General features: G+C 71.3%; 18 protein-coding genes and 1 pseudogene. 5 read left to right on the forward strand and 14 right to left on the reverse strand.

Going from position 1 to position 26499, the window contains the following annotated elements; translation table 11 throughout:
• From kdpB (ACIBK6_RS01910) to kdpF (ACIBK6_RS01920), 3 genes are read right to left on the reverse strand one after another with little or no spacing between them, the layout of a single operon-like run.
• A complete protein-coding gene (gene kdpB / locus ACIBK6_RS01910; protein WP_399047889.1) occupies positions 1–2127 on the reverse strand; it encodes a potassium-transporting ATPase subunit KdpB in 2127 nt (708 codons plus the stop codon).
• Positions 2124–3788, reverse strand: a complete 1665-nt coding sequence (gene kdpA / locus ACIBK6_RS01915; RefSeq protein ID WP_399047891.1) for a potassium-transporting ATPase subunit KdpA — start codon at positions 3786–3788, stop codon at positions 2124–2126. Before kdpA ends, kdpB (ACIBK6_RS01910) begins: the two co-directional genes overlap by 4 nt.
• Before the next feature lie 8 nt (positions 3789–3796).
• Entirely contained in the window at positions 3797–3886 is a 90-nt protein-coding gene (gene kdpF, locus ACIBK6_RS01920) for a K(+)-transporting ATPase subunit F (RefSeq protein ID WP_063801986.1), read from the reverse strand.
• 573 nt (positions 3887–4459) lie between these two features.
• Here kdpF (ACIBK6_RS01920) and kdpB (ACIBK6_RS01925) point away from each other — a divergent pair.
• On the forward strand, positions 4460–6640 hold the full coding sequence (kdpB, locus tag ACIBK6_RS01925; RefSeq protein ID WP_399047893.1) for a potassium-transporting ATPase subunit KdpB: 2181 nt from the start codon (positions 4460–4462) through the stop codon (positions 6638–6640).
• A gap of 249 nt (positions 6641–6889) precedes the next feature.
• Here the strand turns inward: kdpB (ACIBK6_RS01925) and ACIBK6_RS01930 are convergent, their stop codons facing one another.
• From ACIBK6_RS01930 to kdpF (ACIBK6_RS01945), 4 genes are all read right to left on the reverse strand, one after another.
• The gene (locus tag ACIBK6_RS01930) at positions 6890–8236 is read right to left on the reverse strand and encodes a hypothetical protein (RefSeq protein ID WP_399047895.1); all 1347 of its coding nucleotides are present in this window, start codon (positions 8234–8236) and stop codon (positions 6890–6892) included.
• A gap of 420 nt (positions 8237–8656) precedes the next feature.
• The gene (locus ACIBK6_RS01935; RefSeq protein ID WP_399047896.1) at positions 8657–9469 is read right to left on the reverse strand and encodes a DUF4118 domain-containing protein; all 813 of its coding nucleotides are present in this window, start codon (positions 9467–9469) and stop codon (positions 8657–8659) included.
• An 82-nt stretch (positions 9470–9551) separates the two neighbouring features.
• Positions 9552–12131 carry an ATP-binding protein gene (locus ACIBK6_RS01940; RefSeq protein ID WP_399047897.1) on the reverse strand — a complete coding sequence of 860 codons (2580 nt, stop codon included), beginning with the start codon at positions 12129–12131 and terminating at the stop codon, positions 9552–9554.
• A gap of 173 nt (positions 12132–12304) precedes the next feature.
• On the reverse strand, positions 12305–12394 hold the full coding sequence (kdpF, locus tag ACIBK6_RS01945) for a K(+)-transporting ATPase subunit F (RefSeq protein WP_399047899.1): 90 nt from the start codon (positions 12392–12394) through the stop codon (positions 12305–12307).
• Positions 12395–12635: 241 nt separating this feature from the next.
• Here kdpF (ACIBK6_RS01945) and ACIBK6_RS01950 point away from each other — a divergent pair, with 241 nt between their 5' ends.
• Positions 12636–14204 carry a Na+/H+ antiporter gene (locus tag ACIBK6_RS01950; protein WP_399047900.1) on the forward strand — a complete coding sequence of 523 codons (1569 nt, stop codon included), beginning with the start codon at positions 12636–12638 and terminating at the stop codon, positions 14202–14204.
• A gap of 190 nt (positions 14205–14394) precedes the next feature.
• Positions 14395–14946 (forward strand): hypothetical protein, encoded by a 552-nt coding sequence (locus ACIBK6_RS01955; RefSeq protein ID WP_399047901.1) that lies wholly within the window; start codon positions 14395–14397, stop codon positions 14944–14946.
• Between the two features lie 215 nt (positions 14947–15161).
• On the opposite strand, the pseudogene ACIBK6_RS01960 reads toward ACIBK6_RS01955, so the two are convergent.
• A pseudogene (locus tag ACIBK6_RS01960) lies at positions 15162–15395 on the reverse strand (aldo/keto reductase); the annotation flags it as partial.
• 247 nt (positions 15396–15642) lie between these two features.
• Between ACIBK6_RS01960 and ACIBK6_RS01965 the strand changes: the two are divergent.
• Positions 15643–16914, forward strand: coding sequence for an aminotransferase class I/II-fold pyridoxal phosphate-dependent enzyme (locus ACIBK6_RS01965; RefSeq protein WP_399047902.1), 1272 nt, complete (start codon positions 15643–15645; stop codon positions 16912–16914).
• Positions 16915–17027: 113 nt separating this feature from the next.
• On the opposite strand, the gene ACIBK6_RS01970 is transcribed toward ACIBK6_RS01965, so the two are convergent.
• Together ACIBK6_RS01970 and ACIBK6_RS01975 are read right to left on the reverse strand one after the other, a co-directional pair.
• Entirely contained in the window at positions 17028–17897 is an 870-nt protein-coding gene (locus ACIBK6_RS01970; RefSeq protein WP_399047904.1) for an ABC transporter permease, read from the reverse strand.
• Positions 17894–20515 (reverse strand): alpha/beta fold hydrolase, encoded by a 2622-nt coding sequence (locus ACIBK6_RS01975; RefSeq protein WP_399047905.1) that lies wholly within the window; start codon positions 20513–20515, stop codon positions 17894–17896. The genes ACIBK6_RS01970 and ACIBK6_RS01975 overlap by 4 nt, the downstream gene beginning before the upstream one ends.
• A gap of 119 nt (positions 20516–20634) precedes the next feature.
• On the opposite strand from ACIBK6_RS01975, the gene ACIBK6_RS01980 reads away from it, so the two are divergent.
• Positions 20635–21057 (forward strand): GNAT family N-acetyltransferase, encoded by a 423-nt coding sequence (locus ACIBK6_RS01980; RefSeq protein ID WP_399047907.1) that lies wholly within the window; start codon positions 20635–20637, stop codon positions 21055–21057.
• Between the two features lie 22 nt (positions 21058–21079).
• Here the strand turns inward: ACIBK6_RS01980 and ACIBK6_RS01985 are convergent, their stop codons facing one another.
• The 4 genes from ACIBK6_RS01985 to ACIBK6_RS02000 form a co-directional block, all read right to left on the reverse strand.
• Positions 21080–21877, reverse strand: a complete 798-nt coding sequence (locus ACIBK6_RS01985) for a maleylpyruvate isomerase family mycothiol-dependent enzyme (RefSeq protein ID WP_399047909.1) — start codon at positions 21875–21877, stop codon at positions 21080–21082.
• 22 nt (positions 21878–21899) lie between these two features.
• The gene (locus ACIBK6_RS01990; RefSeq protein ID WP_399047911.1) at positions 21900–23297 is read right to left on the reverse strand and encodes an APC family permease; all 1398 of its coding nucleotides are present in this window, start codon (positions 23295–23297) and stop codon (positions 21900–21902) included.
• Between the two features lie 787 nt (positions 23298–24084).
• Positions 24085–24831 carry a dienelactone hydrolase family protein gene (locus ACIBK6_RS01995; protein ID WP_399048451.1) on the reverse strand — a complete coding sequence of 249 codons (747 nt, stop codon included), beginning with the start codon at positions 24829–24831 and terminating at the stop codon, positions 24085–24087.
• Between the two features lie 153 nt (positions 24832–24984).
• The gene (locus tag ACIBK6_RS02000; protein ID WP_399047912.1) at positions 24985–26487 is read right to left on the reverse strand and encodes a CoA-acylating methylmalonate-semialdehyde dehydrogenase; all 1503 of its coding nucleotides are present in this window, start codon (positions 26485–26487) and stop codon (positions 24985–24987) included.
• Between the last annotated feature and the right edge of the window lie 12 nt (positions 26488–26499).

Here is a 26499-nt window from a genome sequence, read left to right on the forward strand (position 1 = left end):
TCAGCCGATTCCGGGGATGAGGGAGATGAGCAGGTCGATGATCTTGATGCCGATGAAGGGCGCGATCAGGCCGCCGAGGCCGTAGATGCCGAGGTTGCGGCGGAGCATCTTGTCGGCGCTGGTCGGCTTGTACTGCACGCCCTTCAGCGCGAGCGGCACCAGCGCGATGATGATCAGCGCGTTGAAGATGACCGCGGACAGGATCGCGGACTCGGGGCTGTGCAGGCTCATGATGTTGAGCTTGTCCAGGCCCGGGTAGACCACCGCGAACATCGCCGGGATGATCGCGAAGTACTTCGCGACGTCGTTGGCGATCGAGAAGGTCGTCAACGCGCCCCGGGTGATGAGGAGTTGCTTGCCGATCTCGACGATCTCGATCAGCTTGGTCGGGTTCGAGTCGAGGTCGACCATGTTGCCGGCCTCCTTCGCGGCCGACGTACCCGTGTTCATCGCCACGCCGACATCGGCCTGCGCGAGGGCCGGGGCGTCGTTGGTGCCGTCACCGGTCATCGCGACCAGCTTGCCGCCGGCCTGCTCCCGCTTGATCAGCGCCATCTTGTCCTCGGGAGTGGCCTCCGCGAGGAAGTCGTCCACACCCGCCTCTTCGGCGATGGCCTTCGCGGTCAGCGGGTTGTCACCCGTGATCATGACCGTCTTGATGCCCATCCGGCGCAGCTCGTCGAACCGCTCCCGCATGCCTTCCTTGACGACGTCCTTGAGGTGGATGACACCCAGGACACGGGCGCCCTGCTCGTCCTGGACGGCGACGAGCAGCGGCGTGCCACCCGCCTCGGAGATCTTGTTCGCCAGTACGTCGGCGTCCTCGGCGACCTGGCCGCCCTGCTCCTTGACCCAGGTGATGACCGAACCGGCGGCGCCCTTACGGGTCTTGCGTCCGTCCACGTCCACACCCGACATACGGGTCTGGGCGGTGAAGGCCACCCATTCGGCGCCGGCGAGTTCGCCCTGGTGGCGCTCGCGCAGGCCGTACTTCTCCTTGGCGAGGACCACGATGGAGCGGCCCTCGGGCGTCTCATCGGCCAGCGAGGAGAGCTGGGCCGCGTCCGCGACCTCGGCCTCCGTGGTGCCCTTGACCGGCACGAACTCGGATGCCTGCCGGTTGCCCAGCGTGATGGTGCCGGTCTTGTCGAGCAGCAGCGTGGAGACGTCGCCCGCTGCTTCAACCGCCCTGCCGGACATGGCCAGTACGTTGCGCTGGACCAGGCGGTCCATGCCCGCGATACCGATCGCGGAGAGCAGCGCGCCGATCGTCGTCGGGATCAGGCAGATCAGCAGCGCGGCAAGGACGATCATCGACTGCTCGGCCTTCGCGTACATCGCGAACGGCTGGAGCGTGACGACGGCCATCAGGAAGACGATCGTGAGGGACGCCAGCAGGATGTTGAGCGCGATCTCGTTGGGCGTCTTCTGCCGGGACGCGCCCTCGACCAGGTTGATCATCCGGTCGATGAACGTCTCGCCCGGCTTCGTCGTGATCTTGATGACCACGCGGTCCGACAGCACCTTCGTACCGCCGGTGACGGCCGAGCGGTCGCCGCCGGACTCCCGGATGACGGGAGCGGACTCGCCGGTGATCGCCGACTCGTCCACCGACGCGACGCCCTCGACCACGTCACCGTCGCCGGGGATGATGTCGCCGGCCTCGCAGACGACCAGGTCGCCGATCTTGAGCTCGGTGCCCGGCACCTGCTCCTCTGAACTCCCGTTCAGACGGCGGGCGATGGTGTCGGTCTTGGCCTTGCGCAGGGTGTCGGCCTGCGCCTTGCCGCGGCCTTCGGCGACGGCCTCCGCCAGGTTGGCGAAGATCGTGGTCAACCACAGCCAGGCCGCGATCGCCCAGCCGAACCAGTCGCTCGGGTTCTTGATCGCCAGGACGGTCGTGAGGACCGAGCCGATCTCCACCACGAACATGACCGGAGACTTGATCATGGTCTTCGGGTTGAGCTTCTTGATCGCGTCCGGGAAGGACTTGACCAGCGCCTTCGGGTCGAACAGACCCCCGCCGACCTTGCCCTGGTCCTTGTGACCCGTCGGGACGTCGCTGTGCGGGGCCCGGGTCGGAGTGGCAGTGGACATCTCGTCCTCGTGCTTCAGGTTGGTGGTCATGACGCCAGCCCCTCGGCCAGCGGACCCAGCGCGAGCGCGGGGAAGTAGGTCAGACCGGTGACAATCAGGATGGTGCCGACCAGCAGGCCCGTGAACAGCGGCTTGTTGGTACGCAGGGTGCCCGCGGTCTCCGGGATCGGCTTCTGCTCGGCCAGCGAACCTGCCAGAGCGAGGACGAACACCATCGGCACGAACCGGCCGAGCAGCATCGCCAGACCGATCGAGGTGTTGAACCACGGGGTGTTCGCGTTGAGGCCCGCGAACGCGGAGCCGTTGTTGTTGGCGCCCGAGGTGTAGGCGTACAGCACCTCAGAGAAGCCGTGCGCACCCGAGTTCGCCATCGAGTCCAGGGTCGACGGCATGGCCATCGCGATACCCGTGAAGATAAGGACAAGCGCCGGGGTGACGAGGATGTAGCAGGCCGCGAACTTGATCTCGCGGGTGCCGATCTTCTTGCCCAGGTACTCGGGCGTGCGGCCGACCATCAGACCCGCGATGAACACCGCGATGATCGCCATGATCAGCATGCCGTAGAGACCGGAGCCCGTACCGCCCGGCGCGATCTCGCCGAGCTGCATGCCCAGGAGCTGGATGCCGCCGCCGAAGCCGGTGAAGGAGGAGTGGAAGGAGTTGACCGCGCCCGTGGACGTCAGGGTCGTGGCCACCGAGAAGATCGCCGAACCGCTGATCCCGAAGCGGGTCTCCTTGCCCTCCATCGCGCCGCCCGCGACGTTGAAGGCGGGGCCGCCGTGGTGGAACTCGGTCCACATCATCAGGACGGTGAATCCGACCCAGATGGTGACCATCGTGGCGAGGATCGCGTAGCCCTGCTTGACCGAACCGACCATCTTGCCGAAGGTCCGGGTCAGCGCGAACGGGATGACCAGGATCAGGAAGATCTCGAACAGGTTCGAGAGGCCGTTGGGGTTCTCGAAGGGGTGGGCCGAGTTGGCGTTGAAGTAACCGCCGCCGTTGGTGCCCAGCTCCTTGATGGCCTCCTGCGAGGCGACCGCGCCGCCGTTCCACTGCTGCGAGCCGCCCAGGAACTGGCCGACCTCGTGGATCCCGGCGAAGTTCTGGATCGCGCCACAGGCGACCAGGACGATCGCGCCGATCACCGAGATCGGCAGCAGGATGCGTACGACACCGCGCACCAGGTCCGACCAGAAGTTGCCCAGCTCACCGGTGCGCGAGCGGGCGAAGCCCCGTACCAGGGCGACGGCGACCGCGATGCCGACGGCGGCCGACACGAAGTTCTGCACCGCCAGACCACCGGTCTGCACGACGTGGCCCATGGCCTGCTCGCCCGAGTACGACTGCCAGTTCGTGTTGGACACGAAGGAGGCGGCCGTGTTGAACGCCTGGAACGGGTCGATCGACACGAAGCCCAGCGAGCCCGGCAGCGAGCCCTGCACCCGCTGGATCAGGTAGAGGAAGAGGACGCTGACCGCGGAGAAGGCGAGGACACCGCGCAGATAGGCGGGCCAGCGCATCTCGGTGGACGGGTTGGCGCCGATGGCCTTGTAGATCCACTTCTCGACACGCAGGTGCTTGTCGGAGGAGTAGACGCGGGCCATGTAGTCGCCGAGGGGACGGTATGCCAGGGCCAGCGCCACAGCGAGCGCGAGGAACTGGAGCACACCGGAGAGGACAGGTGACATGTCGGGGCTCAGAACCTCTCCGGGTAAACGAGGGCGAGGACGAGGTAACCCAGCAGGGCGACGGCCACGATCAGACCGACAATGTTCTCGGCAGTCACAGCTTTGCCACCCCCTTGGCGATGAGCGCCACCAGCGCGAAAACCGCGATCGTGGTGACGACGAAGGCCACGTCGGCCATCGTGAACTCCTGAGAGAGGTTCGAAAAAGAACGGACGCCATGAGGAAACCGCCTCCGACGGCGTTTGCGCGTTCCGTTGACGGGCCTCTTACGGCCATTGGCGTCCCTTTGACGGGACTCTTACGCCGGTACGAACAGCCACCCACCGACCTGGGGATATATCGGCACGCTCTACGCCGAACCGGTCATTTTCCCGAGGGGGTCTCACCGCTTTCCAGCCGGATGGACGAAGGTCGGCCAAACCCCCGTGTACGGGATCCTGACAGGACACTGACACCCGGGCGGCGAGGCGCCGTCAGAGGGGCGTAAAACTCCGCTCATCGGGCGGAGAGCGGCTTCTCCGTCGCCTAGATTCGTGTGCTGCCGCTCACTGACAGTCGCGGACATCCATGGCCGGCCCGCACTCGGGCCGTGCTCTTCCAGAGTCCCGGCATGAGCGGTGACCTGCGGCGATGTCTCGCCGCATCGCGTCCCCACCAGAAGGTCACCCTCGATGCCTCCCGCCGCCCCCCAGCAGGCCCAGACCGTCCCCGCCCCCAGTGGTCCGCCGCCCCGCAATCCCCGGCTGCCCCGGCCCGGCGGGCCCCCGCACCGGCGTGCGCGCCGCCCCAGCGGCCTCTTCGAGCCCGTACAGCTGGTCACGTCGTTCCCCGACGCGCTGCGCAAGCTGCATCCGCGGGCCCTGGTGCGTACCCCGGTCCTCTTCGTGGTCTCGGTCGGGGCGGTGCTCACCACGCTCTCCGCGCTCATCCACCCGTCCGTCTTCACCTGGGTGATCAGCGTCTGGCTGTGGCTCACGGTGATCTTCGCGAACCTCGCCGAGGCCGTCGCGGAGGGCCGCGGCAAGGCGCAGGCCGAGTCGCTGCGCCGGGCCCGTACGGACACGGTGGCACTGCGCCTTCGCGACAACTGGCGGGTCGGCACCGATCTGAGCAGGGCGCGGACGGAGGCGGTCGCCGCCACCGACCTCAAGCCGTTCGACTTCGTCCTCGTCGAGGCGGGCGAGCTGATCCCGGCGGACGGCGATGTAGTGGACGGGGTCGCCGCGGTGGACGAGTCGGCGGTGACCGGCGAGTCCGCGCCGGTCATCCGCGAGTCCGGCGGCGACCGCTCCGGCGTCACCGGCGGCACGACGGTGCTCTCGGACCGGATCGTCGTCCGCGTCACCTCACGCCCCGGGAACTCCTTCCTGGACCGGATGATCGCGCTGGTCGAGGGCGCGTCCCGGCAGAAGACGCCGAACGAGATCGCGCTCAACATCCTGCTCGCGGCGCTCACGATCGTGTTCCTGCTGGTCGTGGTCACGCTCCAGCCGATGGCCGAGTACGCGCAGGCCGCGCAGTCCACCACGGTGCTCGTGGCACTCCTGGTGACCCTGATCCCGACCACCATCGGCGCGCTGCTCTCCGCGATCGGCATCGCGGGCATGGACCGGCTGGTGCAGCGCAACGTACTGGCCATGTCCGGCAGGGCAGTTGAGGCGGCGGGCGACGTGAACACCCTGCTGCTCGACAAGACCGGCACCATCACCCTCGGCAACCGCGAGGCCGCCGCCTTCCTGCCCATGCCCGGCGTGCGCGAGCACCACCTCGCCGACGCCGCCCAGCTCGCCTCGCTCGCCGACGAGACGCCCGAGGGCCGCTCGGTCGTCGTCCTCGCCAAGGAGCGCTACGGGCTGCGCGAACCCGCGGAGGGCGACCTCGTCGGGTCCCGGTTCGTGGAGTTCAGCGCCCAGACCCGGATGAGCGGTGTGGACCTGCGCTGGGAGAACGGCGCCGTCTCCCACATCCGCAAGGGCGCGACTGCCCAGGTCATCGAGTGGGTCACGATGTATGGGGGCCAAGTCCCGCCCGAGGCGCTCCAGTTCAGCGAAGCGATCTCGGCATCCGGCGGCACCCCGCTGCTCGTCGGTGTGCACGACTGGAACGGGCCCCGCGTCCTCGGCGTGATCCACCTCAAGGACGTCGTCAAGGACGGCATCGCGGAACGCTTCGCGGAACTGCGCCGCATGGGCATCCGCACGGTCATGATCACCGGGGACAATCCGCTCACCGCCCGGGCCATCGCGCAGGAGGCCGGGGTGGACGACTTCCTCGCCGAGGCCACCCCCGAGGACAAGCTCGCCCTGATCAAGAAGGAGCAGGAGGGCGGCAAGCTGGTCGCGATGACGGGCGACGGGACGAACGACGCCCCGGCGCTGGCTCAGGCCGATGTGGGCGTGGCGATGAACACGGGGACCTCGGCCGCGAAGGAGGCCGGGAACATGGTGGACCTGGACTCCAACCCGACGAAGCTCATCGAGATCGTCGAGATCGGCAAGCAACTCCTCATCACCCGTGGGGCGTTGACCACCTTCTCCATCACCAACGACGTGGCGAAGTACTTCGCGATCATCCCGGCGATGTTCGCCTCCGCGTATCCGGGCCTCGAAGCCCTGAACGTCATGGGCCTGCACAGCCCGACGTCCGCCATCACCTCGGCGATCATCTTCAACGCCCTGATCATCGTGGCACTCATCCCGCTCGCCCTGCGCGGCGTCCGCTACACCCCGGCTTCCGCCCACGACCTGCTCCGCCGCAACCTGGGGATCTACGGTCTCGGCGGACTCGTGCTGCCCTTCGTCGGCATCAAGCTCATCGACGTGGTCGTGTCGATGATCCCCGGGCTCGGCTGACCGGGATCAGCGGGGCCCCGGGTCGTCCTTGGACTCGACCCGGGGCCGTCACGCCGCCGTGGGGCGCGCCGCGGTGACCGTGAAGTAGTCGAGGGCGCCTTCTTCGAAGGCCCGCAGGAAGTTGCGGGGCCAAGGTACCGAGCACGTGGCGGTACATGGCCTGCTGGCGGCTGATCCGGGCGTGTTCGGGGCGGCCCGGCTCATTCCTGGCCGTCCGCTCAGGGTGCCGGGCCATGCGCCCGCGCCCCCTCAGCGGAACTCGGCCAGCCGCGGCCGCAGTCCCACGACGAGGAGCCCGGCCGCCAGGAGCAGGGCGCCGGCGGCCGTGGACGCCTGGGTGTCGACGGCGTCGCGACCGGCGGTGATGGCCGCTTCGTGGTGGGCGGCATTGATCGCGGTCACCTGGTCGAGGGCCTTCATCCAGACGCCGAAGTGAGCGTTGGAGGTGTCGGACGCCCAGCCGATGCAGAAGACCGTGGCCTCCTGCACCTTGCCCTCGGCGACGAGCCGGCGGAAGGTCCGGTCGTCCTTCTGGTAGACGGCGTACGCATCGACGGTCTGCTCGGCCGCCTCGCGCTCCCCGGCGAAGGTGATGTTGTCCAGCTCGCGCCGGTACTCGCCGGTGAACTGCTTGTCGCCGTGGTCGCGTTGATACGCCGACCAGGTCTCGGCCAGTTTCGCGTCGTACGTGCCGAGGCTCACGCCGTCGAGCCCGTACAGCTCCTGCGACTTGTTGAAGAACGACTCCTCGTACGCGTCCCTGCGTGCGGCGTCCAGCAGGAAGCGGCTCTCATCCGCGTTGGCGTCGTAGCCGATCGCCTTGGAGCGGGAGAGGGCGACCACCGAGTCGAAGGAGTCGTGGCGCGCGATCTTCAGCTGCTCCTCGGAGACCGTCAGGAGCCGGCTGCCGCACACCACCGCGACGACCGCGCACAGCGTGGCCGCGAGGAGTGCGGGGTTGAAGACACGCCGGAAGCTGCGGGCGATGCGGACCTGGAGTACCACCAGGACGACGAGCAGCAGCACCCCGAGGACGGCCTCGGTGACGAGCTGGACGGACAGGTCCGAGCGCGCGGCCTCGTACTCGCCCTCGTACACCGCGCTGTTGGCGTCGACGAGCTGGCGGGCCTGCGGCAGCAGGCGCTGTGCCAGGAGTTCGGTGGCCCGCCGGTAGTCGGCCCGGGCGGCCTCCTTGCCGCCGACGTGCCCGTCGTTCTCCAGGGCCCGGCCGACCAGCTCCTGGTAGTGCGCGAAGTCGTCGGTGAGGGCGACCACCGTGTCCTCCGTCGCCCGGTCGCCCTCGGAAGCGGCACCGAGCGTGCGCAGGGAGCGGCTGATGGTCTGCTGGGCGTCCGCGTAGAAGCCGCTCGCCTTGCTGTACGACTCGTCCAGGCGGCCCTTGCCCGTGCCCGAATCCCCGCTGGACAGCAGGATGTTGGCGGCCTGGGCATCCATGTCGTTCAGTGCCAGGTCGAGTTGGGTCGCCGCGATCGTGCGGGGCGCGGCGCGGTGCTGGATCGTGTCCCAGGTGGTGGAGAGCCCGCCGGCCGCCACCGCGATCAGGACGACGAGTCCGGCGCCGATCAGCAGGCACACCGCGCGGGCGAGCCGCAGCCGCCCCTGCGTGCTGGCCCAGTAGCGGCCGGCAGCGTACCGGAAGAGACGGACGAGCCGGGCGACGGCGGTGGGAGGCCGTCGCCCCGGCTGTCCGCTTCGCGGACCCCCTCCGGACCGCGGCTCGGGAGTTCCCCCGTGCCGAACGGCCGGCGCGGGGTCTGGTTCAGCAGTCGACGGGGCCCCCGCTCCCTGACGCTGCCCGGCACCGGCGGTGATCGCCACTCGCCCTCCAACCTCGCGCCACGGGCCGCTCGTACGTTCCCGTGCGCTGACCATCATGTGGGGCAGAAGTTCGAGTGATCGCTCGCGTTGACGCGTCCCTGACGCCCAAGACCCTTGGCTTAACGCCTACTTGACGGCTGGAATCCGGGGCCGCCCTGTTTGTACCCGGCCCGGCGTTCAGGCCTCCCGGACCGTGCCCTCCCCTGCCTCCGCCAGCGCCGCCCCGGCCTGCCCGGCGAGCGTCGCCGCCACCAGCCGGGCCTGCAGGGGAACGACTTCACCAGGCCCGGGCGTGAGCATGAACCGGCCGTAGTAGTGCCCCTTGCCGACGGCCCGCAGCTCGATCTCCTGCCCTCGCGGCCAGCCGTGGCGCTCCACGTCCCACCGGGCACCACGCGCCGCGCTGACCTCTCCGTCCTGCCCCAGCTGGGGCGGGTGGCCGAGAAGCGTTCCGTACTCGAAGCGGCAGCCGTCCAGGGCCAGCAACTCGGTGAGCTGGTCGCGGACGTGGCTGACGACGTCGTCCGCGGACGCGGCGTGCTGGGCGATCCGGGCGGTTTCGTGGATGCGGGCGAGATGGCCCGCGTCGGTGACGGTGACGACCTTCAGGCGCCGGGCCCGCGCGGCGAGCTGTGAGACCGCGAGGCCGACCACGAGCAGCAGTACGGCGGTGGTGATCTCGTCGCCGCCGGAGATGGTGAACCGCTCGTAGGGACGGGTGAGGAAGAAGTCGAACCAGAGGGCCGACGAGAGCGCGGCCAGCGCCCCGGCGCCCCGGTGGCCGTTGGCGGACACGGCCACCACGACCACCACGAGGATCAGCGCCAGATTGGTGCCCGCCACGTGCGTACGCAACGGGGTGAGCGCGGCGGCGACGGCGAGCGGACCGGCCACCGCCGTCGCCAGCGCGAGCTGGTCGCGGGTCGGGCGGGAGATCCCCGCGGGCCGGACGTGGTGCCGCAAGGCCCCTGGCAGCGTGAACCCGGACATGGCCACCTCCAGTGTTCCGCCTTCCACCATGCTCCCGCGTGGACTGCCCGGCCCGGGGGCCGCGATTGTCCTGACGGACTCCTTACGCCCTGTCCTGCGCGCCCACGGCTCCCTGGGCGACGGGCAGCGACAGCACCATGGTCAGCCCGCCGCCGGGGGTGTCCTCGGGGGCGAGGGTGCCGGACATCGCCTCGGTGAGGCCGCGGGACAGCGCCAGGCCCAGGCCGACCCCGGTGGTGTTGTCGGTGTCGCCGAGCCGCTGGAAGGGCACGAAGGCCCGCTCGCGGTCCTCGGCCGGCAGGCCGGGCCCCCGGTCGATCACCCGCACCTCGACCCGGTCAGCGAGGGTGCTCGCGGTGAGCAGGACTGTTTCACCGCGCGGGGTGTGCCGGGCCGCGTTGCTCAGGAGGTTGGCGACGACCCGCTCAAGGAGCGGTGGGTCGGCAAGAACCGGCGGGACGGCGTCCAGGCCCTGTATGTCGACCGGGGACGCCCCGGGGGGCAGTGACTCCAGCGCGGTCGGGAGGACTTCCTCCAACGCGGTGGCCCGCAGGCTCAGTTTGAGCGCCCCGGCCTGCAGGCGGCTCATGTCGAGGAGGTTGTCGATGAGCCGGCCCAGGCGCGCCATGGACTCGTCGGCGGTGGCGAGGAGTTCCTCGCGGTCCTCGTCGCTGAAGTCGACGTCGCGGCTGCGCAGCGAGGTGATGGCGGCCCAGCCGGCCGCCAGCGGAGTACGCAGGTCGTGGCTGACCGCCGCAAGCAGGGCGGTGCGCATCCGGTCGGCGGCCTTCACCGGTTCGACCTCGGCGGCCACCTCCGCGAGCCGGGCCCGTTCGACGGCGACGGTGACGTGCGCGGCGAACGCGGTGAGCACCTTGCGTTCGGAGGACGGCAGGGTCCGGCCCCGCAGCACCAGGAAGGCATCCGGTCCCACCGGGACCTGCACGACGCCCGGATCCGCGACGGCGAGCGGCACGAGCTCGGCCGAGTCCATGCCGAAGGTCTCCCTCGTACGCTCCAGGAGCGCCGGGATCGCCCGGTCGCCCCGCACGATCGAGCCGGCCAGCGAGGACAGGGTCTCCGCCTCGGCGGTGGCCCGGGCCGAACGGCGCGAGAGCCTGAGCGAGCGGTCCACGACGGCCGCGACGATCCCGGCGACCAGCGCGAACACCACCGTCACCAGCACGCTGTTGAGGTTCGTCGTGAACTGGCCGACCGGCGGGATGAACCAGTAGTTCAGGAGCAGCGAGGCGGTCACCGAGGCGACCACGGCGGACACCACGCCCCCGACGCAGGCCACGCCGACGACCGTGAGCAGGAAGAGGAGCGCCTCGCTGGTGAGGGTGAGCGTCCCCCTCACCTGGGCAAGGACGAAGGTCAGCAGCCAGGGCAGGACAAGCCCCGACACCGGGCCCGCGATCAGGCGCGGTGTGGACAGGGTGCGCCGCCGGGACGCCAACAGCCGCCCCCGGCCCGCCCGTTCGTGGGTCACCATGTGCACATCGATGTCGTCGGAGAGCGCCACCACGGTCTCGCCTATGCCCCGCCCGGTCATGAAGCGTTCGAGCCTGCTGCGGCTGCTCGTGCCGAGGACGAGCTGGGTGGCGTTCTCGGCGCGGGCGAATTCGAGCAGCGCGGTCGGGATGTCGTCGCCGACCACCGAGTGGTAGCTGCCGCCGAGGCTCTCGACCAGGGCCCGCTGCCGGGCCAGGGCGGTGGCCGAGGAGCCCGCCGCGAGGCCGTCGCTGCGCGCGATGTGCACGGCGAGCAGGTCGCCGCGGGCCAACGGGGCCTCCCCCGCGCATGGGGGTCCGCCCTGTTCGGGCGAAGCCGGGAACTTGGGGGAGGAGTTGAGCGCTCGGGAGAGGTCGGCGATCCGGGCCGCCCGCCGGATGATGGTCTCGCCCTCGGGCCCGCCGGTCAGGGCGACGACCACCCGCTCGCGGGTCTCCCACACGCCGCCGATGCCGTGGTCCGAGCGGTACTTCTGGAGCGCCTCGTCCACGCTGTCGGCCACCCATCGCAGCGCCAGTTCCCGCAGCGCGGTCAGGTTCCCCACCCGGAAGTAGTTGGCCAGCGCCGCGTCCACCTTCTCGGGCGCGTAGATGTTGCCGTGCGCCATGCGGCGGCGCAGCGCCTCGGCGGGCATGTCGACCAGTTCGATCTCGTGGGCGCGGCGCACCACTTCGTCGGGGACGGTCTCCTGCTGAGGCACCTTGGTGATCTTCTCGACCACGTCGTTCAACGACTCGACGTGCTGGATGTTGACCGCGGTCACCACGTCGATGCCGACGGCGAGGAGTTCCTCGATGTCCTGCCACCGCTTGGCATTGCGGCCGCCCGGGATATTGGAGTGCGCCAGCTCGTCGACGAGGGCCACCCGCGGGCGCCGTGCCAGCACCGCGTCCAGGTCCATCTCCTCGAACTTCCCGCCCCGGTACGTGCGTTGGGAACGGGGAATCACTTCCAGACCGTCGAGCCCCGCCAGCGTGTTCCGCCGCTTGTGGCACTCGACGTACGCCACCACCACGTCCGTGCCGCGCCCGGCCCGCCGCCGGGCCTCGTCCAGCATCCGGTATGTCTTGCCCACCCCGGGAGCCGCCCCGAGAAAGACCTTCAGCCGACCCCGCCGTCCGGGCGGGACATCCGGCTCCAGCACCACAGCACACGCCTCCTCGCGCAGAACGCGCGCCCCGGTCGCCGGGCAGGGGCCCTGCGCGACCGGGGGCGCGATGTGTGCTCCTGATCATCACCGGCCGTCGCCGGGCAGCACGACCGAGGCGGCCGACCTTGATGTGTTCCTGATCCAACTTTGGTGCCGGAGGCCGGTGTTCGTCAGAACCGGTCCGGGTGGATCAGCGCGAACACCAGATAGCCGAGCAGGCATCCGGCGACACAGAGTCCGACGATGTTCTCGAAGCTCACGGTCGTTCAACTCCCTGGGGCCATGTGGGGCGGCCACGACTGGCGGCGCGGCGATGGGCGCCCTCCCACCGAACTCCTTCCGGCGGTCGCGCGGCATGCGTCTTGACACCTTTCTGTCGCGGGCCCGCACTTCATTGACGTCGCCTTGACGATGCACGTATCGATAGGGTGAAGGCGGTGTGCCGGGAAGTCTGGTCGGCGTTGTGGGCCATACGGGCCCGCATTCGGTCCAGGGGGCGGCATGCGCGGCGTCGGTACGGTCTTGTTCCTCGTGGTGCTCGCCACGGTGGTGGCCACGGGCGCCCGGCGCTGGCGGATCCCCGCGCCCTCGCTCCTGGTCGTCGCGGGTCTGGCCGTCGCGATGCTGCCGGGCACCCCCGCGATACACATAACCCCCGAGATCATCGGCCTCGTCGTCCTGCCGCCGCTCCTGTACGCCAGCGCCGAGGAGATCTCCTGGCGCGAACTGCGCGTCGTGTGGAAGCCGGTGAGCATCCTCGCCATCGGCCTGGTCCTCGCCTCGGCCGCGGCCGTCGGATACGTCGCCTCGGTGCTGACCCCGCTGCCCTGGCAGCTGGCGCTGGTCCTCGGCGCGGTGCTGGCCAGCACCGATCCCGTGGCGGTCACCGCGCTCGGGCGGCGCCTGGCGCTGCCGCCCAAGGTGCAGGTCCTGGTGCAGGCCGAGAGCCTGTTCAACGACGCCACCTCGCTGGTCCTGTTCAAGGTCGCGGTGAGCATCGCCGTCGCCGCGTCGGCGGTCTCCTGGGCGGGCGCGGGCGGCGAGTTCGCCCTCCTGGCGGGCGGCGGCACCCTGATCGGCGCGGCCGTCGCCGGACTGGTCGTGGTGATCCGGCGGCGCACCGAGGAACCGGTCCTGGAAACCGTGATAGCGCTGGTCACCCCGTACGCGGCGTACGTACTCGCCGAAGCGGCCCACACCTCCGGCGTCACCTCCGTGGTGGTGGCGGGCGTGGTCCTCGGCGGCAACGCCGACCGGCTGACCAGCGCCCGCATCCGCCTCCAACTGCACGCCGTCTACGGCACGGTCGTCTTCCTCCTGGAGAGCGTGGTCTTCAGCCTCATCGGCCTCTCCCTGCCCGGCCTGATCCGGGAACTGGGCGACGCCGACCGGCTCTGGCCGCTGTACGCCCTCGCACTCTCCGGGACCCTGATCGCGGTCCGGATGCTGTGGATCTTCCCGCTGTCCGCGCTGCTCCAGTGGAAGGGCGGCCAGCGCAAGACGAACTGGCGGGTCCCGGTGGTGCTGTCCTGGGCCGGCACCCGGGGCGTGATGCCGCTGGCGGCCGCGCTCTCCATCCCGGTCGCCGCCGCCGACGGCACCCTGCTCCCCGGCCGCCCCCTGGTCCTGGTCCTCACCACGTCCGTGGTCGTGGTCACCCTCGTCGTCCAGGGCTTCTCGCTGGCCCCCGTCGTACGCCGCTCCGGCATCGCCCTCGAACCCGACCGCACCGAACGCGAGGAGGCCCGCGCCCGGCTGAGCCTGGCCGACGCGGGGCTGCGCCGCCTGGACGAGATCGCCGAGCTGGAAGCCGTCCCCGAGGTGGTGGCCGACCGGCTGCGCCGCGCTCTGCTGGCGCGCCAGGAGCACGCCCGCGAGCGCCTCGACGACACCGACAACAGCCAGTCCGAGTCCGCCGACCACGTCTACCGCCAGCTGCGCCGCGACCTGATAGCGGAGGAGGCGGCCGAACTCCAGCGCCTCTATGACGGCCACCGCATAAGCGACACCACCCGCCGCAGGCTCCAGCGCTCCCTGGACCTGGAGGAGGCGCGGCTGACGGGCGCCTGACCACGCATGTGCCGGATGGGCACCTGACCACGCGTGAGCCGGAGTGGCACCTGACCACGCTTGTGCCGGAGTGGCGTCTGACGACTCCCGTGCCGGATGGGCGTCGCCGCGCACCCATCCCGTTAGCGATCCATCAACGCTCCATCAAGGTCCGCGCTCCGGGGCTTGTGCCCCCTTACCGTCCCCAACCATGGGACGACGGACCATCCAGGGCGCGCCGGGGCGGCCTTCGCCGGCGGCCGACGACGCCGTGCACGACACCCGCTGGGCCGGCGAGGCACGCTCGGCGGTGGGCTGTGCCGCGCTGCTGCTCGCCCTGCTGCTGGCGGTCGACGCCGTGTCCGGCACGCTCAGCGGCCTCCGCACGCTGTTGTGGCTCGGCCTCGCCCTCCTGCTGCTCGTCGTGCTCTGGCCCGCCCGGGTGTCGGCGGGCCCCGGCCGCCTGGTCTCGCGCGGGCTGCTGCGGCGGGCCGAGGTCCGCACCGACCGGCTCGTGTCGGTCCGCTGGTCCGACGGCGTCGCCCAGCGACTGGTGCTGCGGGACATCGAAGGCAACCGGGCCGAGCTCGACCCGAACGTGCTCGTCGCCAATCCCCCGCTGTGGCACGTACTGGACGAGGATGCCCGCACCAGCGCCGGCCGGGGCACCCTCCGCTGCGGCGAGACGGCCCTGCGCCAGATCGCGGCCCGTGTCGACAAGGAGACGGCCCACACGGTGTTCAAGGTCTCCGGGCTGGAATGACGGCCTCCGGGCTGGCAGCCGTCCGCTGCCGCCCCGACAGTCCCCACCCGGGTGGGAGCCGCGCAGCGGGAAGCCGACCGCGTGCTCAGTGCCCCAGCCTCCCCAGCGCCCCCTCCGGGTACCGGCCCCCGGCCACCGCCCCCCTCCGGGACCGCCCGGGTCAGCGAGGCCACCTGCTCCGGCGTCAAGGACAGCTCGGCCGCCCCCGCGTTCTCCGCCACGTAGCGGCGCTTCTTCGTGCCGGGGATCGGGACGATGTCCTCGCCCCGGGCGAGCAGCCAGGCAAGGGCGGCCTGCGCCGGTGTGCAGCCGATCTCGGCCGCGATGTTCCGCACGGCGGCCACGAGGGCGAGGTTGCGCCCGATGTTCTCCTCGGCGAACCGCGGCCAGCGCCTGCGGTTGTCCGCGCCGTCCAGGTCCGCCGTGGAGGCGATGCCCCCGGTCAGCATGCCGCGGCCGAGCGGGCTGTACGCCACCACCCCGAACGGCCGAAACCGTCGGACCTCCGGTGCCCAGCTCGCGATACCTCACGTTGCGTTCAGCTCCCTTTACCGCGATGAACGTTCTGCCTGATCATGTCGCCTCCGCACCGCCCCGGAAGCCCGTCGTCCACCGCTCAGGTGCCGGTTTGTAAGCTCGGCAGGGCACCCCCACCCATGCCGTTCCCGCACGCGCGGCCCCGCGAGAGGAAACACCATGACCACCGAGCTGAGCTCCGACGCCCTGGCCGGACTGCTCGATCAGGCCCGGCAGGACTACGCGGCGCTGGCGGCCCGCGGCCTGGGGCTCGATCTCACCCGGGGCAAGCCGTCGCCCGAGCAGCTCGACCTCTCGGAGGACCTGCTCAGCTTGCCCGGCGGACGCCACACCTCCGCCGACGGCACGGACGTACGGAACTACGGGGGTCTGCACGGTCTGGTCGAGCTTCGGGAGATCTTCTCGGAGGTCCTCCAGGTACCGGTCCCGCAGCTGCTGGCCGCCGGGAACTCCAGTCTGGAGCTCATGCACGACTGCCTCGTGCACGCGATGCTGAGCGTGCTGCCGGGTGCCGAGTCCCACTGGGTGGACCAGGAGCGCATCGCGTTCCTGTGCCCGGTGCCCGGCTACGACCGGCACTTCGCGCTCTGCGAGCGGTTCGGCATCGAGATGATCCAGGTGCCGATGACCGACGCGGGCCCGGACATGGACGTCGTGGAGCGGCTCGTCGCCGAGGACGCGGGCATCAAGGGCATCTGGTGCGTGCCGAAGTACAGCAACCCGAGCGGTGTCAGCTACAGCGACGAGACCGTGGCGCGGCTGGCCCGGATGGAGACCGCCGCCCCCGACTTCCGGATCTTCTGGGACAACGCCTACGCCGTCCACCACCTGACCGACGAGCCCGTCGAGATCGCCGACCTGCTCGGCGCCTGCGCCACGGCCGGCCACCCCGACCGGACCTTCGTCTTCGGCTCCACCTCCAAGATCACGGCGGCGGGCGCCGGTGTCGCCTTCTTCGGTTCCTCGCCCGCCAACGTGCGGTGGCTGCTCGCCAACAACTCCAAGCGCTCGATCGGCCCGGACAAGGTCAACCAGCTGCGCCACGTCCTGTTCCTGCGCGACACGGACGGCGTACGGGCCCACATGGAGCGCCAGCGCGCCCTGCTCCAGCCGAAGTTCGAGACCGTCCGGCGGATCTTCGACAGCGAGCTCGGCGGCACCGGTCTCGCCACCTGGACCGCCCCCGCGGGCGGCTACTTCATCACCCTGGAGGTCCCGGAGGGCTGCGCCAAGGACGTCGTGGCGCGGGCCGCCGAGGCGGGCATCGCCCTGACCCCGGCCGGTGCCACGCACCCGTACGGCAGCGACCCGCGTGACGCCACCATCCGCATCGCGCCCAGCTACCCGGGCGTCGCCGAGCTGGAGCAGGCGATCCTGGGCCTGACGGCCTGCGTGCGGCTCGTGGGGTACGAGAAGCTCCTCGCCGCCTGATCCGTTCCGCACCCGCCAGGACGGCGGCCGCCTTCGAGCACACCGTACGAGCCGCTTGCCACCGGCTCGGCGGTCTCGAAGGCGGCCGTCGTCGTCGCCGCGAACCGTCCCCGCTACGACACGATGTCCTTGCGCGCGAAACCCCGGAACGCCAGCGCGAACAGCACCAGCGCGTACGCCACCGACACCGCCGAGCCCTTCAGCATGCCGCCCCACTCCAGGTGCGGCTGGAGCGCGTCGGCCCAGGCGAACTGCCAGTGCGCGGGCAGGAAGTCCCGCCAGCCGCCGAGCGCGGTCACCGCGTCCAGTACGTTGCCGACGATGGTCAGGCCGACCGCGCCGCCGACCGCGCCCAGCGGCGCGTCCGTCCGGGTGGAGAGCCAGAACGCGAGCCCCGCGGTGACCAGTTGGGACACGATGACGAAGGCCACCGCGATGGCGAGCCTCGGCAGCGCGTCACCCGAGCCGAGCTGTCCGCCGGTCGGGATCTGCAGCGGGCCCCAGCCGTAGGCCGCCGTGCCGACCGCGAGCGCGACCAGCGGCAGCAGCACGATCGCCGCCGCGCTGAACCCGAGCGCCACCGCCAGCTTGGACCACAGCAGCCGGGCTCTGGGCACCGGCGCCGCGAGCAGGTACCGCAGCGAGGACCAGCTCGCCTCGGAGGCCACGGTGTCCCCGCAGAACAGTGCCACCGGCACCACGAGCAGGAAGCCCGCCGAGACGAACAGGCAGGTCGCCGCGTAGTTGGCGCCGGACGCGGTCGCCGTGTCCATCAGGGTGATCCGGCCGTTGCGGCTGCTCGGGCTGCCGCCGATCGCGAACGCGACGACCAGGACGAACGGCAGCGCGCCGAGCACCGCCCCCATCACCAGCGTGCGCCGCCGCTTCAGCTGCCGTACGGCCTCGACGCGCAGCGGCAGGGTGCGCCGGGCCCGGTAGCCGGGGGCCGTCTCGCCCGCCGGGGACTCCAACAGCGTGGTCATGCGGACCCTCCGATCAGGGTGAGGAACGCGTCCTCCAGGCGGCGGTGCGGGCCGACGCCGGTCAACGGCACGTCCAGGCGCACCAGTTCGGCGATGAGCGCCGCCGGACTCGCCCCGTCGAGGCGGACCAGCAGGCCCTCGTCGGTGCGGAGCGCGGAGCCGATGCCGGGCAGCGCGGCCACCTTGTCCGCGACCACCTCGGCGACCGGTTCGGCGGTGGTGACGAGCAGGGTGTCGCTCTCACCGGTGATCTCGGCGACCGGTCCCGCCTGGACGAGCCGGCCCCGGTCCATCACCACCAGATGCGTACAGGACTGCTCGACCTCGGACAGCAGGTGGCTGGAGACGATCACGGTGCGCCCGCCCGCCGCGTACCGGATCATCACGTCCCGCATCTCGCGGATCTGCGGCGGGTCGAGCCCGTTGGTCGGCTCGTCCAGGATCAGCAGGTCCGGCATGCCGAGCATGGCCTGGGCGATGGCGAGCCGCTGCCGCATGCCCTGGGAGTACGTCCGTACCGCACGCTGGAGTGCGTCGCCGAGGCCCGCGATCTCCAGGGCCTCCTCGATGCGGGAGTCCCCGTCGGGGCGGCCGGTGGCCCGCCAGTACAGCTCCAGGTTCTCGCGGCCCGACAGGTGCGGCAGGAAGCCCGCGCCCTCGACGAACGCGCCGACCCTCGACAGGACGGGCGAGCCCGGCCTGATCGCGTGGCCGAACACGCGGATCTCGCCGCCGTCGGGCCGGATCAGGCCCATGAGCATGCGCAGCGTGGTGGTCTTGCCCGCGCCGTTGGGCCCGAGCAGGCCGAGCACCTGGCCCTTCTCGACGGTGAAGGACAGGTCGCGGACGGCGTACCGTTCGCCGGACTTGGCGTACTTCTTGGTCAAGTCGGTGATCTGGAGCGGCACTTCGGCCAGCTCGGCATCGGGCTCGGGGGTGCGGGTGCGCCGGGTGACCAGGAGGGCAGCGCCGATGACGGCCCCGGCGAGCGGCAGGCCCCACACCCACCAGGGCAGCGCCGCCGACGCGGTCCGCGCCGCGGGCACGGTCGGCACGCCGAGCCCGCCGCCGGCCAGGGACACGGTGTACGTGGCGGGCGCGGCCGGGGAGGCGAAGCCGAGGTCGGTGGCGGCGAGCACGAGGCGCAGCCGGTGACCCGCTTCGACGGTGTGGTCGACGGCGGGCAGCGTCAGCTCGACGGTCCTGCCGTCCTTGGCGCCGTCGACCCGGACCGGGGCGACGAGCTGGGCGGGCAGCACCTGCTGCTTGCCGTCGGGGCCGACGTCGTACACCTTCCCGAACAGCACGGCGTCGTCGCCGCTCGACTTCACGTTGACCTTGACGGTCGGCGAGCCGGTGATGGCGACGCCGGTCGTCAGGGGCGCGGAGTCGAACTTCGCGTACTGGCCGGGGAAGTCGAGGGAGATGCCGACGCCCAGCGAGGACAGGCCCGACAGGCCCGAACCGAGGCCGGGCACCGCGGAGATGGCGGGTGGCGCGCCGCCCGGCGGGTTGTCGAAGCTCTGCTCGCGGCCGGTGAGCGCGATCGTGCGGCGCCCGCTCTCCAGGCCGGGGTAGCTGCCGCTGCTCGCGCCCCTCAACTGGGCAGCGCCATCAGTGGAGTTGACGCCTCCGGTGCGGGTCACGCGGAACGCGGGCCCGGTGTCGGCGCTCTTGTCGCCCTTCAGATACCGGTCGAACCACTGGGTGACGCGGGCCTGGGTGCGGCCGGTCTCGCGGTCGCCGCCGTCGTGGCCGCCCGCGATCCAGTCGACGGAGACCGGCGCGCCGTTGGCGGCGATCCGCTTCGCCATGGCGTCGGCCTGGCCGAGCGGGAACAGCGAGTCGGTCTGGCCCTGCATGATCAGCGCGGGCACCTTGATGCGGTCGCCCACGGCCGACGGGCTCTTGGCCGCAAGCAGCTGCTGTGCCGCCTCGTCCGGCTTCCCGGCGGTCGCGACCCGCTCGTACATCGCGCAGAGCTGCGGCTCGAACGCCTTGCAGCCGCCGGCCGTGGAGACGAAGATCCCCGCCCAGAGCTTCTTGTAGACCCCGTCGGGGAAGAAGACGTCGGACAGGTTCCAGTACGTCATCTCCGGCGCGATCGCGTCGACCCGCTTGTCGTACCCGGCGGCGAGCAGCGAGATCGCCCCGCCGTAGGACACGCCGGTCACGCCGACGCGCGGGTCGCCGGGCGCGTCGAGCCGCACCTCGGGGCGTTTCGCCAGCCAGTCGATCAGCCGCGAGACGTCCTTGACCTCCAGCTGCGGATCGTTGAGCCCGATCTGCCCGGTCGACTTACCGAAGCCGCGCGCCGACCACGTCAGCACCGCGTACCCGTCCCGCGCGAGCTGCTCGGCCTGGCCCTTCACCTCGTTCTTGCTGCCGCCGAAGCCGTGCCCGATCAGCACGGCGGGCCGCTTGTCCGCTGCGCCGCCCGCCGTGAAGAACGAGGTGTCGATCTTCGCGCCGGGCATGTCGAGCACCTGGTCCTCGCGGTGCACGGCGGGTGCGCCCGAGGCACCGGTGGCACTCCAGACGCCGACGCCGGCCAGGACTGCGGCGGCGGCCGCCGCCGCGGCCACCCGCCAACGGCGTCTGCGGATGCTGATCTCCATCCCCCAACCGTATGCGCCGGGTACGACAACCGAACCTGCCGGTGGGTGGAAGTGCGTGCTGTACCCGGGGAGTACGGTCGCCCTGTCCCGTACCGCAGCGGGAGTAGGGAGAACCCGAGGTGGACACCCCGTACGAGATCCGCCGCGCCACCACCGCGGCCGAGCTGACCGCCGCCCAGCACCTGTTCGACGGCCCGGCGCGCCAGGAGTGGGCGGCCCGCTTCCTGGCCGCGCCGGGCCATCTGATGCTCATCGCGTACGTCGGCGCCGAGGCGGCGGGGTTCGTCTCCGGCATCGAGATGCTCCATCCCGACAAGGGCACCGAGATGTGCCTGTACGAACTGGCCGTGGCCGAGCGGCACCGCCGCCGGGGCATCGGCAGGGCCCTGGCCGCCGCGCTGGCGGCGGTCGCGCGGGCCCGCGGCTGCTACGACATGTGGGTGGGCGTGGACACCGACAACGACCCGGCCCTCGCCACGTACCGCTCGGCGGGCGCGCGCGACGAGGGCCGGTTCGCGATGCTGACCTGGCCATTCGAGTGACCGCGCCAGGCCGTGAAGGGGCTCAGAACGCCGTCGCGGCCAGCCACTGGTCGAGGACGTCCGCGTCGCCGAGGACCTCGACGGCCGGGGTGTCGACGGGCAGCCTGCGGTAGAAGACGCGCATCACATCGGTGAGCGGGCCGCGCACGGCGACCGTCGCCTTCTCGTGCGCGCGGCGCCAGCTGACGCCCTCGTCCGCGAGCTCGATGAGCCACTCGGCGCCGGGGGCGTCCGTGGCGTGCAGGTGGATGGTCCGGCCGCCGCGGCGCAGCGCGTCCGCCTTCTCGCCGCCCCGGGCGGTCTGGATGAAGGCGATGATGCCGAGCCATTCGTCGATGGCGTCGGCCGCCAGCTCGGGCGCCAGCCGGTACTCGGCGCCGGTGAGGCCCGCGACGTCGGCGCGGTGGACGGCGGTCTCGTGGACCATCCGCCGCGCCCAGAACGCCGTGGTCGTGTCCCCCACCCAGGTCCAGATCGGCACCTCGGCGCCCGCGTCCCGCAGGGCACCGGCGCACAGTTCGGCGCCCTCGGCCAACCAGGCGTCCAGCGCGGCCGGTTCGGCGCTCGCCGGCCCGCCGCCCCCCGGCACCTGCTCCGGCGGGATGTTGGCCAGGGCCCTGGTCCGTACGATCTCGGCGACCCAGCGATGGGCGCCGCTCACGTGGACGGCGAGCTCCCGCAGGCTCCAGTCGGGACAGGTCGGCACCGTGGCGTCGAGGTCCGCACCGGCCAGGTGGGACCTCAACTCATCGGTCTGGCGCAGGATTTCATCGCAGTAGACGGCGTGGTCCAGGTATCCGGTGGCATCCAGTTCAGTCATGAACGCCACCCTAGGCAACGCCTCAGGCCCGTGCATCCTCCGGGATGCTGACCAGCCACCGGGTTGCGCGCCGCGGCCGCAGGTACAGCGCCCAGTACAGGGTGGCGACCGCGGTGATGCCGCCGGTCCACAGCAGGTACTGGGTCTCCTGCTGGGTCAGGATGTAGGCGAGTACGGCGATGAGCAGCACCGGCACCGCGGGCCACAGCGGCATGCGCCAGGCCGCGACGTCCTTGTGGGAGCCGCGCCGGCAGAGCAGGGCGGCGACGGCGACGAGCAGGTACATGCCGGTGACGGAGACGCCGGTGACGCCGTACAGGGTGTCGAGCTTGACGAAGCACAGGCCCGCGCCGGGGACGCCGACGAGGAGGGTGGCCACCCACGGGGAGCCGAACCGGCCGAGCCGGGACAGGCCCCGGTTGACCGGCTCGGGCCAGGCCTTGTCGCGGGCCGAGGCGAACAGGACGCGGGAGTTCTGGATGACCATGACGATGCCCGCGTTGATGATCGCGAGGGCGACGCAGAGGCTGACGAAGGTTCCGACCGCGGAGTTCGACCAGGCGGCGACCATGCCGCTGAGGTCGCCGCCGGTGAGGGCGGCGAGGTCGGGGGCGCCCAGGGTGATCGCCACAACGGGCACCAGGATCACGGCGGTTGAGATGGCGAGGGTGGCCAGCACGGTGCGGGCGACGTTGCGCCGGGGGTGCTCCAGCTCCTCCGACAGGTACACGGCGGTCGAGAAGCCCTGGGTGATGAAGAGGGCGATGGCGAGTCCGGAGATCACCATCATCGTGGTCACCGTCGAGGGGGCGCCGCCCGAACCGGCCACCGAGCCGTGGACCAGGGCCGAGGCGCCGCGCTCGCTGTGGGAGAAGCCGAGCACCGCGACGACACCGGCGGCGATGACTTCGAGGACCAGGAAGATGCCGGTGATCCAGGCGTTGGCGCGCAGGTCGAGCAGGCCGGCCAGGGTGGCGAGCAGCATCACCCCGGCGCCCGCGACGGGCGCCGGGATGTGGACGATCGGTGCGAGGTAGTCGGCGGTGCCCATCGCGATGACGGGCGGCACGATCATCACGACGAGCAGTGAGAGGACGAATACCAGCCATCCGGCGAGCCGCCCGGCCATCGTGGACACCATGGCGTACTCGCCGCCCGCGCTGGGGATGAGGGTGCCCAGCTCCGAGTAGCAGAAGGCGACGGCGATACAGAGCAGCGAGCCGATCGCGATGGTGAGGGCGGTGTAGGTGCCGAGGGTGGCGAAGAGGTCGGGCACGACGACGAACAGGGTGGAGGCGGGCGTCACGCAGGACAGCGTGAGGAGGGTACCGCCCACGACGCCGATGGAACGCTTGAGCTTCTGCGGGGTGGGGCCGGTCGCGGGGGCGAGCGCCTGGGGGGCGCTGAGCGTTTCCGTCATCGTGCGGTTCCGATCGACTGGTGCGGTGTCCGATGCGCGGGAGCGGTATCGCCTCCATAGGCGGCTGGTGAAAGTGGTTCGGTGGCTCCCGGGTGGACGTCATGGAAGCCTCCGGAGAACCGCAGGTCAATAGCTGTTCTCCTGCGGAATCCGAAGATCCGGCACGCGTAAACCCCGGTTTTCGGCGTTAAGGGCGCGACAAGGCACCAGGATCGGGCGGTGCGGGAATCGCAGCGCCCGCGCCGAAGTTTGTCCTTAACTTTCCGCGACTTCCCGCAGTGCGGACGGTTCCGCCCCGCTCGGCCGCGGGCGCTCGGCAGCCCAGCGTCGATCCAGCGGGCGTCGGCGAGGTCGGCCAGGCGCAGGGCGGGGCGGTCCGCGAGGGGGTGGCCCGCGGGAAGCAGCACCGCGAGGGGCTCCTCGGCGATCCCCAGGGTGGCCATCGGTCCCGCGTCGGGCAGGGGCAGGGGGTCCCTGGGGGCGGCGGCGCCGGACACCAGACCCAGGTCGGCCCGCCCGTCACGACGGCCCGGACCACCTCCTCGTGCCCGAGCACCCGCACGGTCGCCGCGAGTCCGGGGGCGGACCTGCGCACCACCGTGAGGGCGTCGGCGAGGGCGGGTCAGCGCGGCGGGCCCGCACCCCCTGATCCGGGGCCTGGCCACGACGGCGGCCCACCACGCGGAGTCCCGGTGAGACGCCTGCTCGCGGCCTACGTCCCCGCGTGCACGATGCCGAACGCGCGGACGGCGAGCCCGTTGGCTCGCGCAGGTCGTGGCTAGAAGGCTCAGCCGTTGGCCAGGGTGCGGGCGAGGAGGGGGAGCAGGCGGTCCCAGTGGCGTTGCAGTCCGGCGGGGTTGAAGGCGTCGGTGTCGGACATGGTGAAGCCGTGGACGGTACCGGGGTAGATCTCGGAGGTGTGGTCGACACCCGCGGCATCCAGGGCCTTGTTGAGCTCGCCGAGGGCCTCGGGCGTCAGATCGGTTTCGGCGTGGCCGAGGTGGACCTCGGCGGTGAGCGTGGAGAGCAGGTGGTGCAGGCTCTCGGGCCCGTCGGCGCCCACCGGGCCGTGGAATCCGGCGACGGCGGCCACCTGGCCGGGGTGGGCCGCGGCGGTGCGCATCGCCAGGAGGCCGCCGATGCAGTAGCCGGTCACCGCGACCGGTCCGTCGCTCACCTCGGGCTGGGTGGTGAGGAACCCGAGGTAGGCCTCGGCGTCGCTCAGGATGCGTTCGGCGGTGTGCGCCTTGATCAAGGGCATCACCTGGGCGATGACCGCGGGCCGGGCCTCTTCTCCGATGTACTCGGGAAGTTCGATCACCGGTGCCGGGCCGTGCCGGTAGAAGAAGTTGGGGACGAGCACGTAGTACCCGTGCCCGGCCAGTTCGCGGGCCATCTCCCGCAGCACGGGCCGGATGCCGAAGGCGTCCCCGTACATGAGCACCCCTGGGTGCCGCTCACCGTCGTCGGGGAAGGCGGCGAAGGCGTCGGCCCGGCCGTCGGCGGTGGGAATCTGCAGCGTCTTGGTGGGAATGGCGGATCTTCCTTCCTTGGATCTTGAAGTGACGCCAGTGCACAGCCTCTACGAGTTGAGGTCAACCACATTCCTCGCCAATGAGCATCGCCGGGGGCGGGAAACCGAAGACCCCCGCCGGCCGAAGCCTGCGGGGGTCCAGCACGCACCGTGTCAGTGGTTGCGCGGGAAGCCGAGGTCCACGCCGCTCGGGGCGTCGGCGGGGTCCGGCCAGCGGGTGGTGACGACCTTGCCGCGGGTGTAGAAGTGCGTGCCGTCGTTGCCGTAGATGTGGTGGTCGCCGAAGAGCGAGTCCTTCCAGCCGCCGAAGGAGTGGTAGCCCACCGGCACCGGGATCGGCACGTTCACGCCGACCATGCCGGCCTCGACCTCCAGCTGGAAGCGGCGGGCCGCACCCCCGTCGCGAGTGAAGATCGCGGTGCCGTTGCCGAAGGGGGACGCGTTGATCAGCGCCAGGCCCTCCTCGTACGTCGCCACACGCAGCACGCAGAGCACCGGGCCGAAGATCTCGTCCCGGTACGCGTCCGCCGAGGTCGGCACGTGGTCCAGGAGGGAGAGGCCGATCCAGTGGCCGTCCTCGAAGCCGGGGACGGTGTGGTCCGTGCCGTCGAGGACGACGGTCGAACCCTGCGCCGCCGCGCCCGCCACGTACGAGGCCACCTTGTCGCGGTGGGCCGCGGTGATCAGCGGGCCCATCTCGGACGCCGGGTCGTTGCCGGGACCGATCTTGATCTTCTCGGCGCGCTCGCGGATCTTCTCCACCAGCTCGTCGCCGATGGCGCCGACCGCGACGACCGCCGAGATCGCCATGCAGCGCTCGCCCGCGGAACCGTACGCCGCCGAGACCGCCGCGTCGGCCGCCGCGTCCAGGTCCGCGTCCGGCAGGACCAGCATGTGGTTCTTGGCGCCGCCGAGCGCCTGCACCCGCTTGCCGTGGGCGGAGGCGGTGGTGTGGATGTAGCGGGCGATCGGCGTCGAGCCCACGAAGGAGACCGCGGCCACGTCCGGGTGGGCGAGCAGTGCGTCGACGGCCACCTTGTCACCGTGCACGACGTTGAAGACGCCGTCCGGCAGGCCCGCCTCGGCGAGCAGTTCGGCGATCTTCATCGAGGCCGACGGGTCCTTCTCCGAGGGCTTCAGGATGAAGGTGTTGCCGCACGCGATGGCGATCGGGAACATCCACATCGGCACCATCGCCGGGAAGTTGAACGGCGTGATGCCCGCGACGACGCCCAGCGGCTGGCGGATGGAGGCCACGTCCACCCGGCTGGAGACCTGCGTGGACAGCTCACCCTTGAGCTGGGTGGTGATCCCGCAGGCCAGGTCGACGATCTCCAGGCCGCGCGCGACCTCGCCGAGCGCGTCCGAGTGGACCTTGCCGTGCTCGGCGGTGATCAGCTCGGCGATGGCGTCCCGGTTCGCGTCGAGCAGCGCCCGGAACTTGAAGAGCACGGTGGTGCGCTGGGCCAGCGATGACGTGCCCCAGGTCGCGTACGCCGCCCGGGCGGTGGCCACCGCCTGGTCCACCTCCTCCACCGACGCGAAGGCGACCTGCGTGGTGACCGCTCCGGTCGCCGGATCGGTCACCGGGCCGAAGTTGCCCGACGTGCCCTCGACGGTCTTGCCACCGATCCAGTGGTTGACGGTCTTCGTCATGTCCAAGTGCTC

Source organism: Streptomyces sp. NPDC050485, assembly GCF_044458185.1.
GTDB lineage: Bacteria > Actinomycetota > Actinomycetes > Streptomycetales > Streptomycetaceae > Streptomyces.

Bases quoted from the DNA above. Each gene is read 5' to 3' on its own strand.
- ACIBK6_RS01955 (WP_399047901.1), top strand. From the start codon at position 14,395: ATGGGACGACGGACCATCCAGGGCGCGCCGGGGCGGCCTTCGCCGGCG.
- ACIBK6_RS01950 (WP_399047900.1), top strand. From the start codon at position 12,636: ATGCGCGGCGTCGGTACGGTCTTGTTCCTCGTGGTGCTCGCCACGGTG.
- ACIBK6_RS01975 (WP_399047905.1), bottom strand. From the start codon at position 20,515: ATGGAGATCAGCATCCGCAGACGCCGTTGGCGGGTGGCCGCGGCGGCG.
- kdpA (WP_399047891.1), bottom strand. From the start codon at position 3,788: ATGTCACCTGTCCTCTCCGGTGTGCTCCAGTTCCTCGCGCTCGCTGTG.
- kdpB (WP_399047889.1), bottom strand. From the start codon at position 2,127: ATGACCACCAACCTGAAGCACGAGGACGAGATGTCCACTGCCACTCCG.
- ACIBK6_RS01935 (WP_399047896.1), bottom strand. From the start codon at position 9,469: ATGTCCGGGTTCACGCTGCCAGGGGCCTTGCGGCACCACGTCCGGCCC.
- ACIBK6_RS01965 (WP_399047902.1), top strand. From the start codon at position 15,643: ATGACCACCGAGCTGAGCTCCGACGCCCTGGCCGGACTGCTCGATCAG.
- ACIBK6_RS01990 (WP_399047911.1), bottom strand. From the start codon at position 23,297: ATGACGGAAACGCTCAGCGCCCCCCAGGCGCTCGCCCCCGCGACCGGC.
- ACIBK6_RS01970 (WP_399047904.1), bottom strand. From the start codon at position 17,897: ATGACCACGCTGTTGGAGTCCCCGGCGGGCGAGACGGCCCCCGGCTAC.
- ACIBK6_RS02000 (WP_399047912.1), bottom strand. From the start codon at position 26,487: ATGACGAAGACCGTCAACCACTGGATCGGTGGCAAGACCGTCGAGGGC.
- ACIBK6_RS01985 (WP_399047909.1), bottom strand. From the start codon at position 21,877: ATGACTGAACTGGATGCCACCGGATACCTGGACCACGCCGTCTACTGC.
- kdpB (WP_399047893.1), top strand. From the start codon at position 4,460: ATGCCTCCCGCCGCCCCCCAGCAGGCCCAGACCGTCCCCGCCCCCAGT.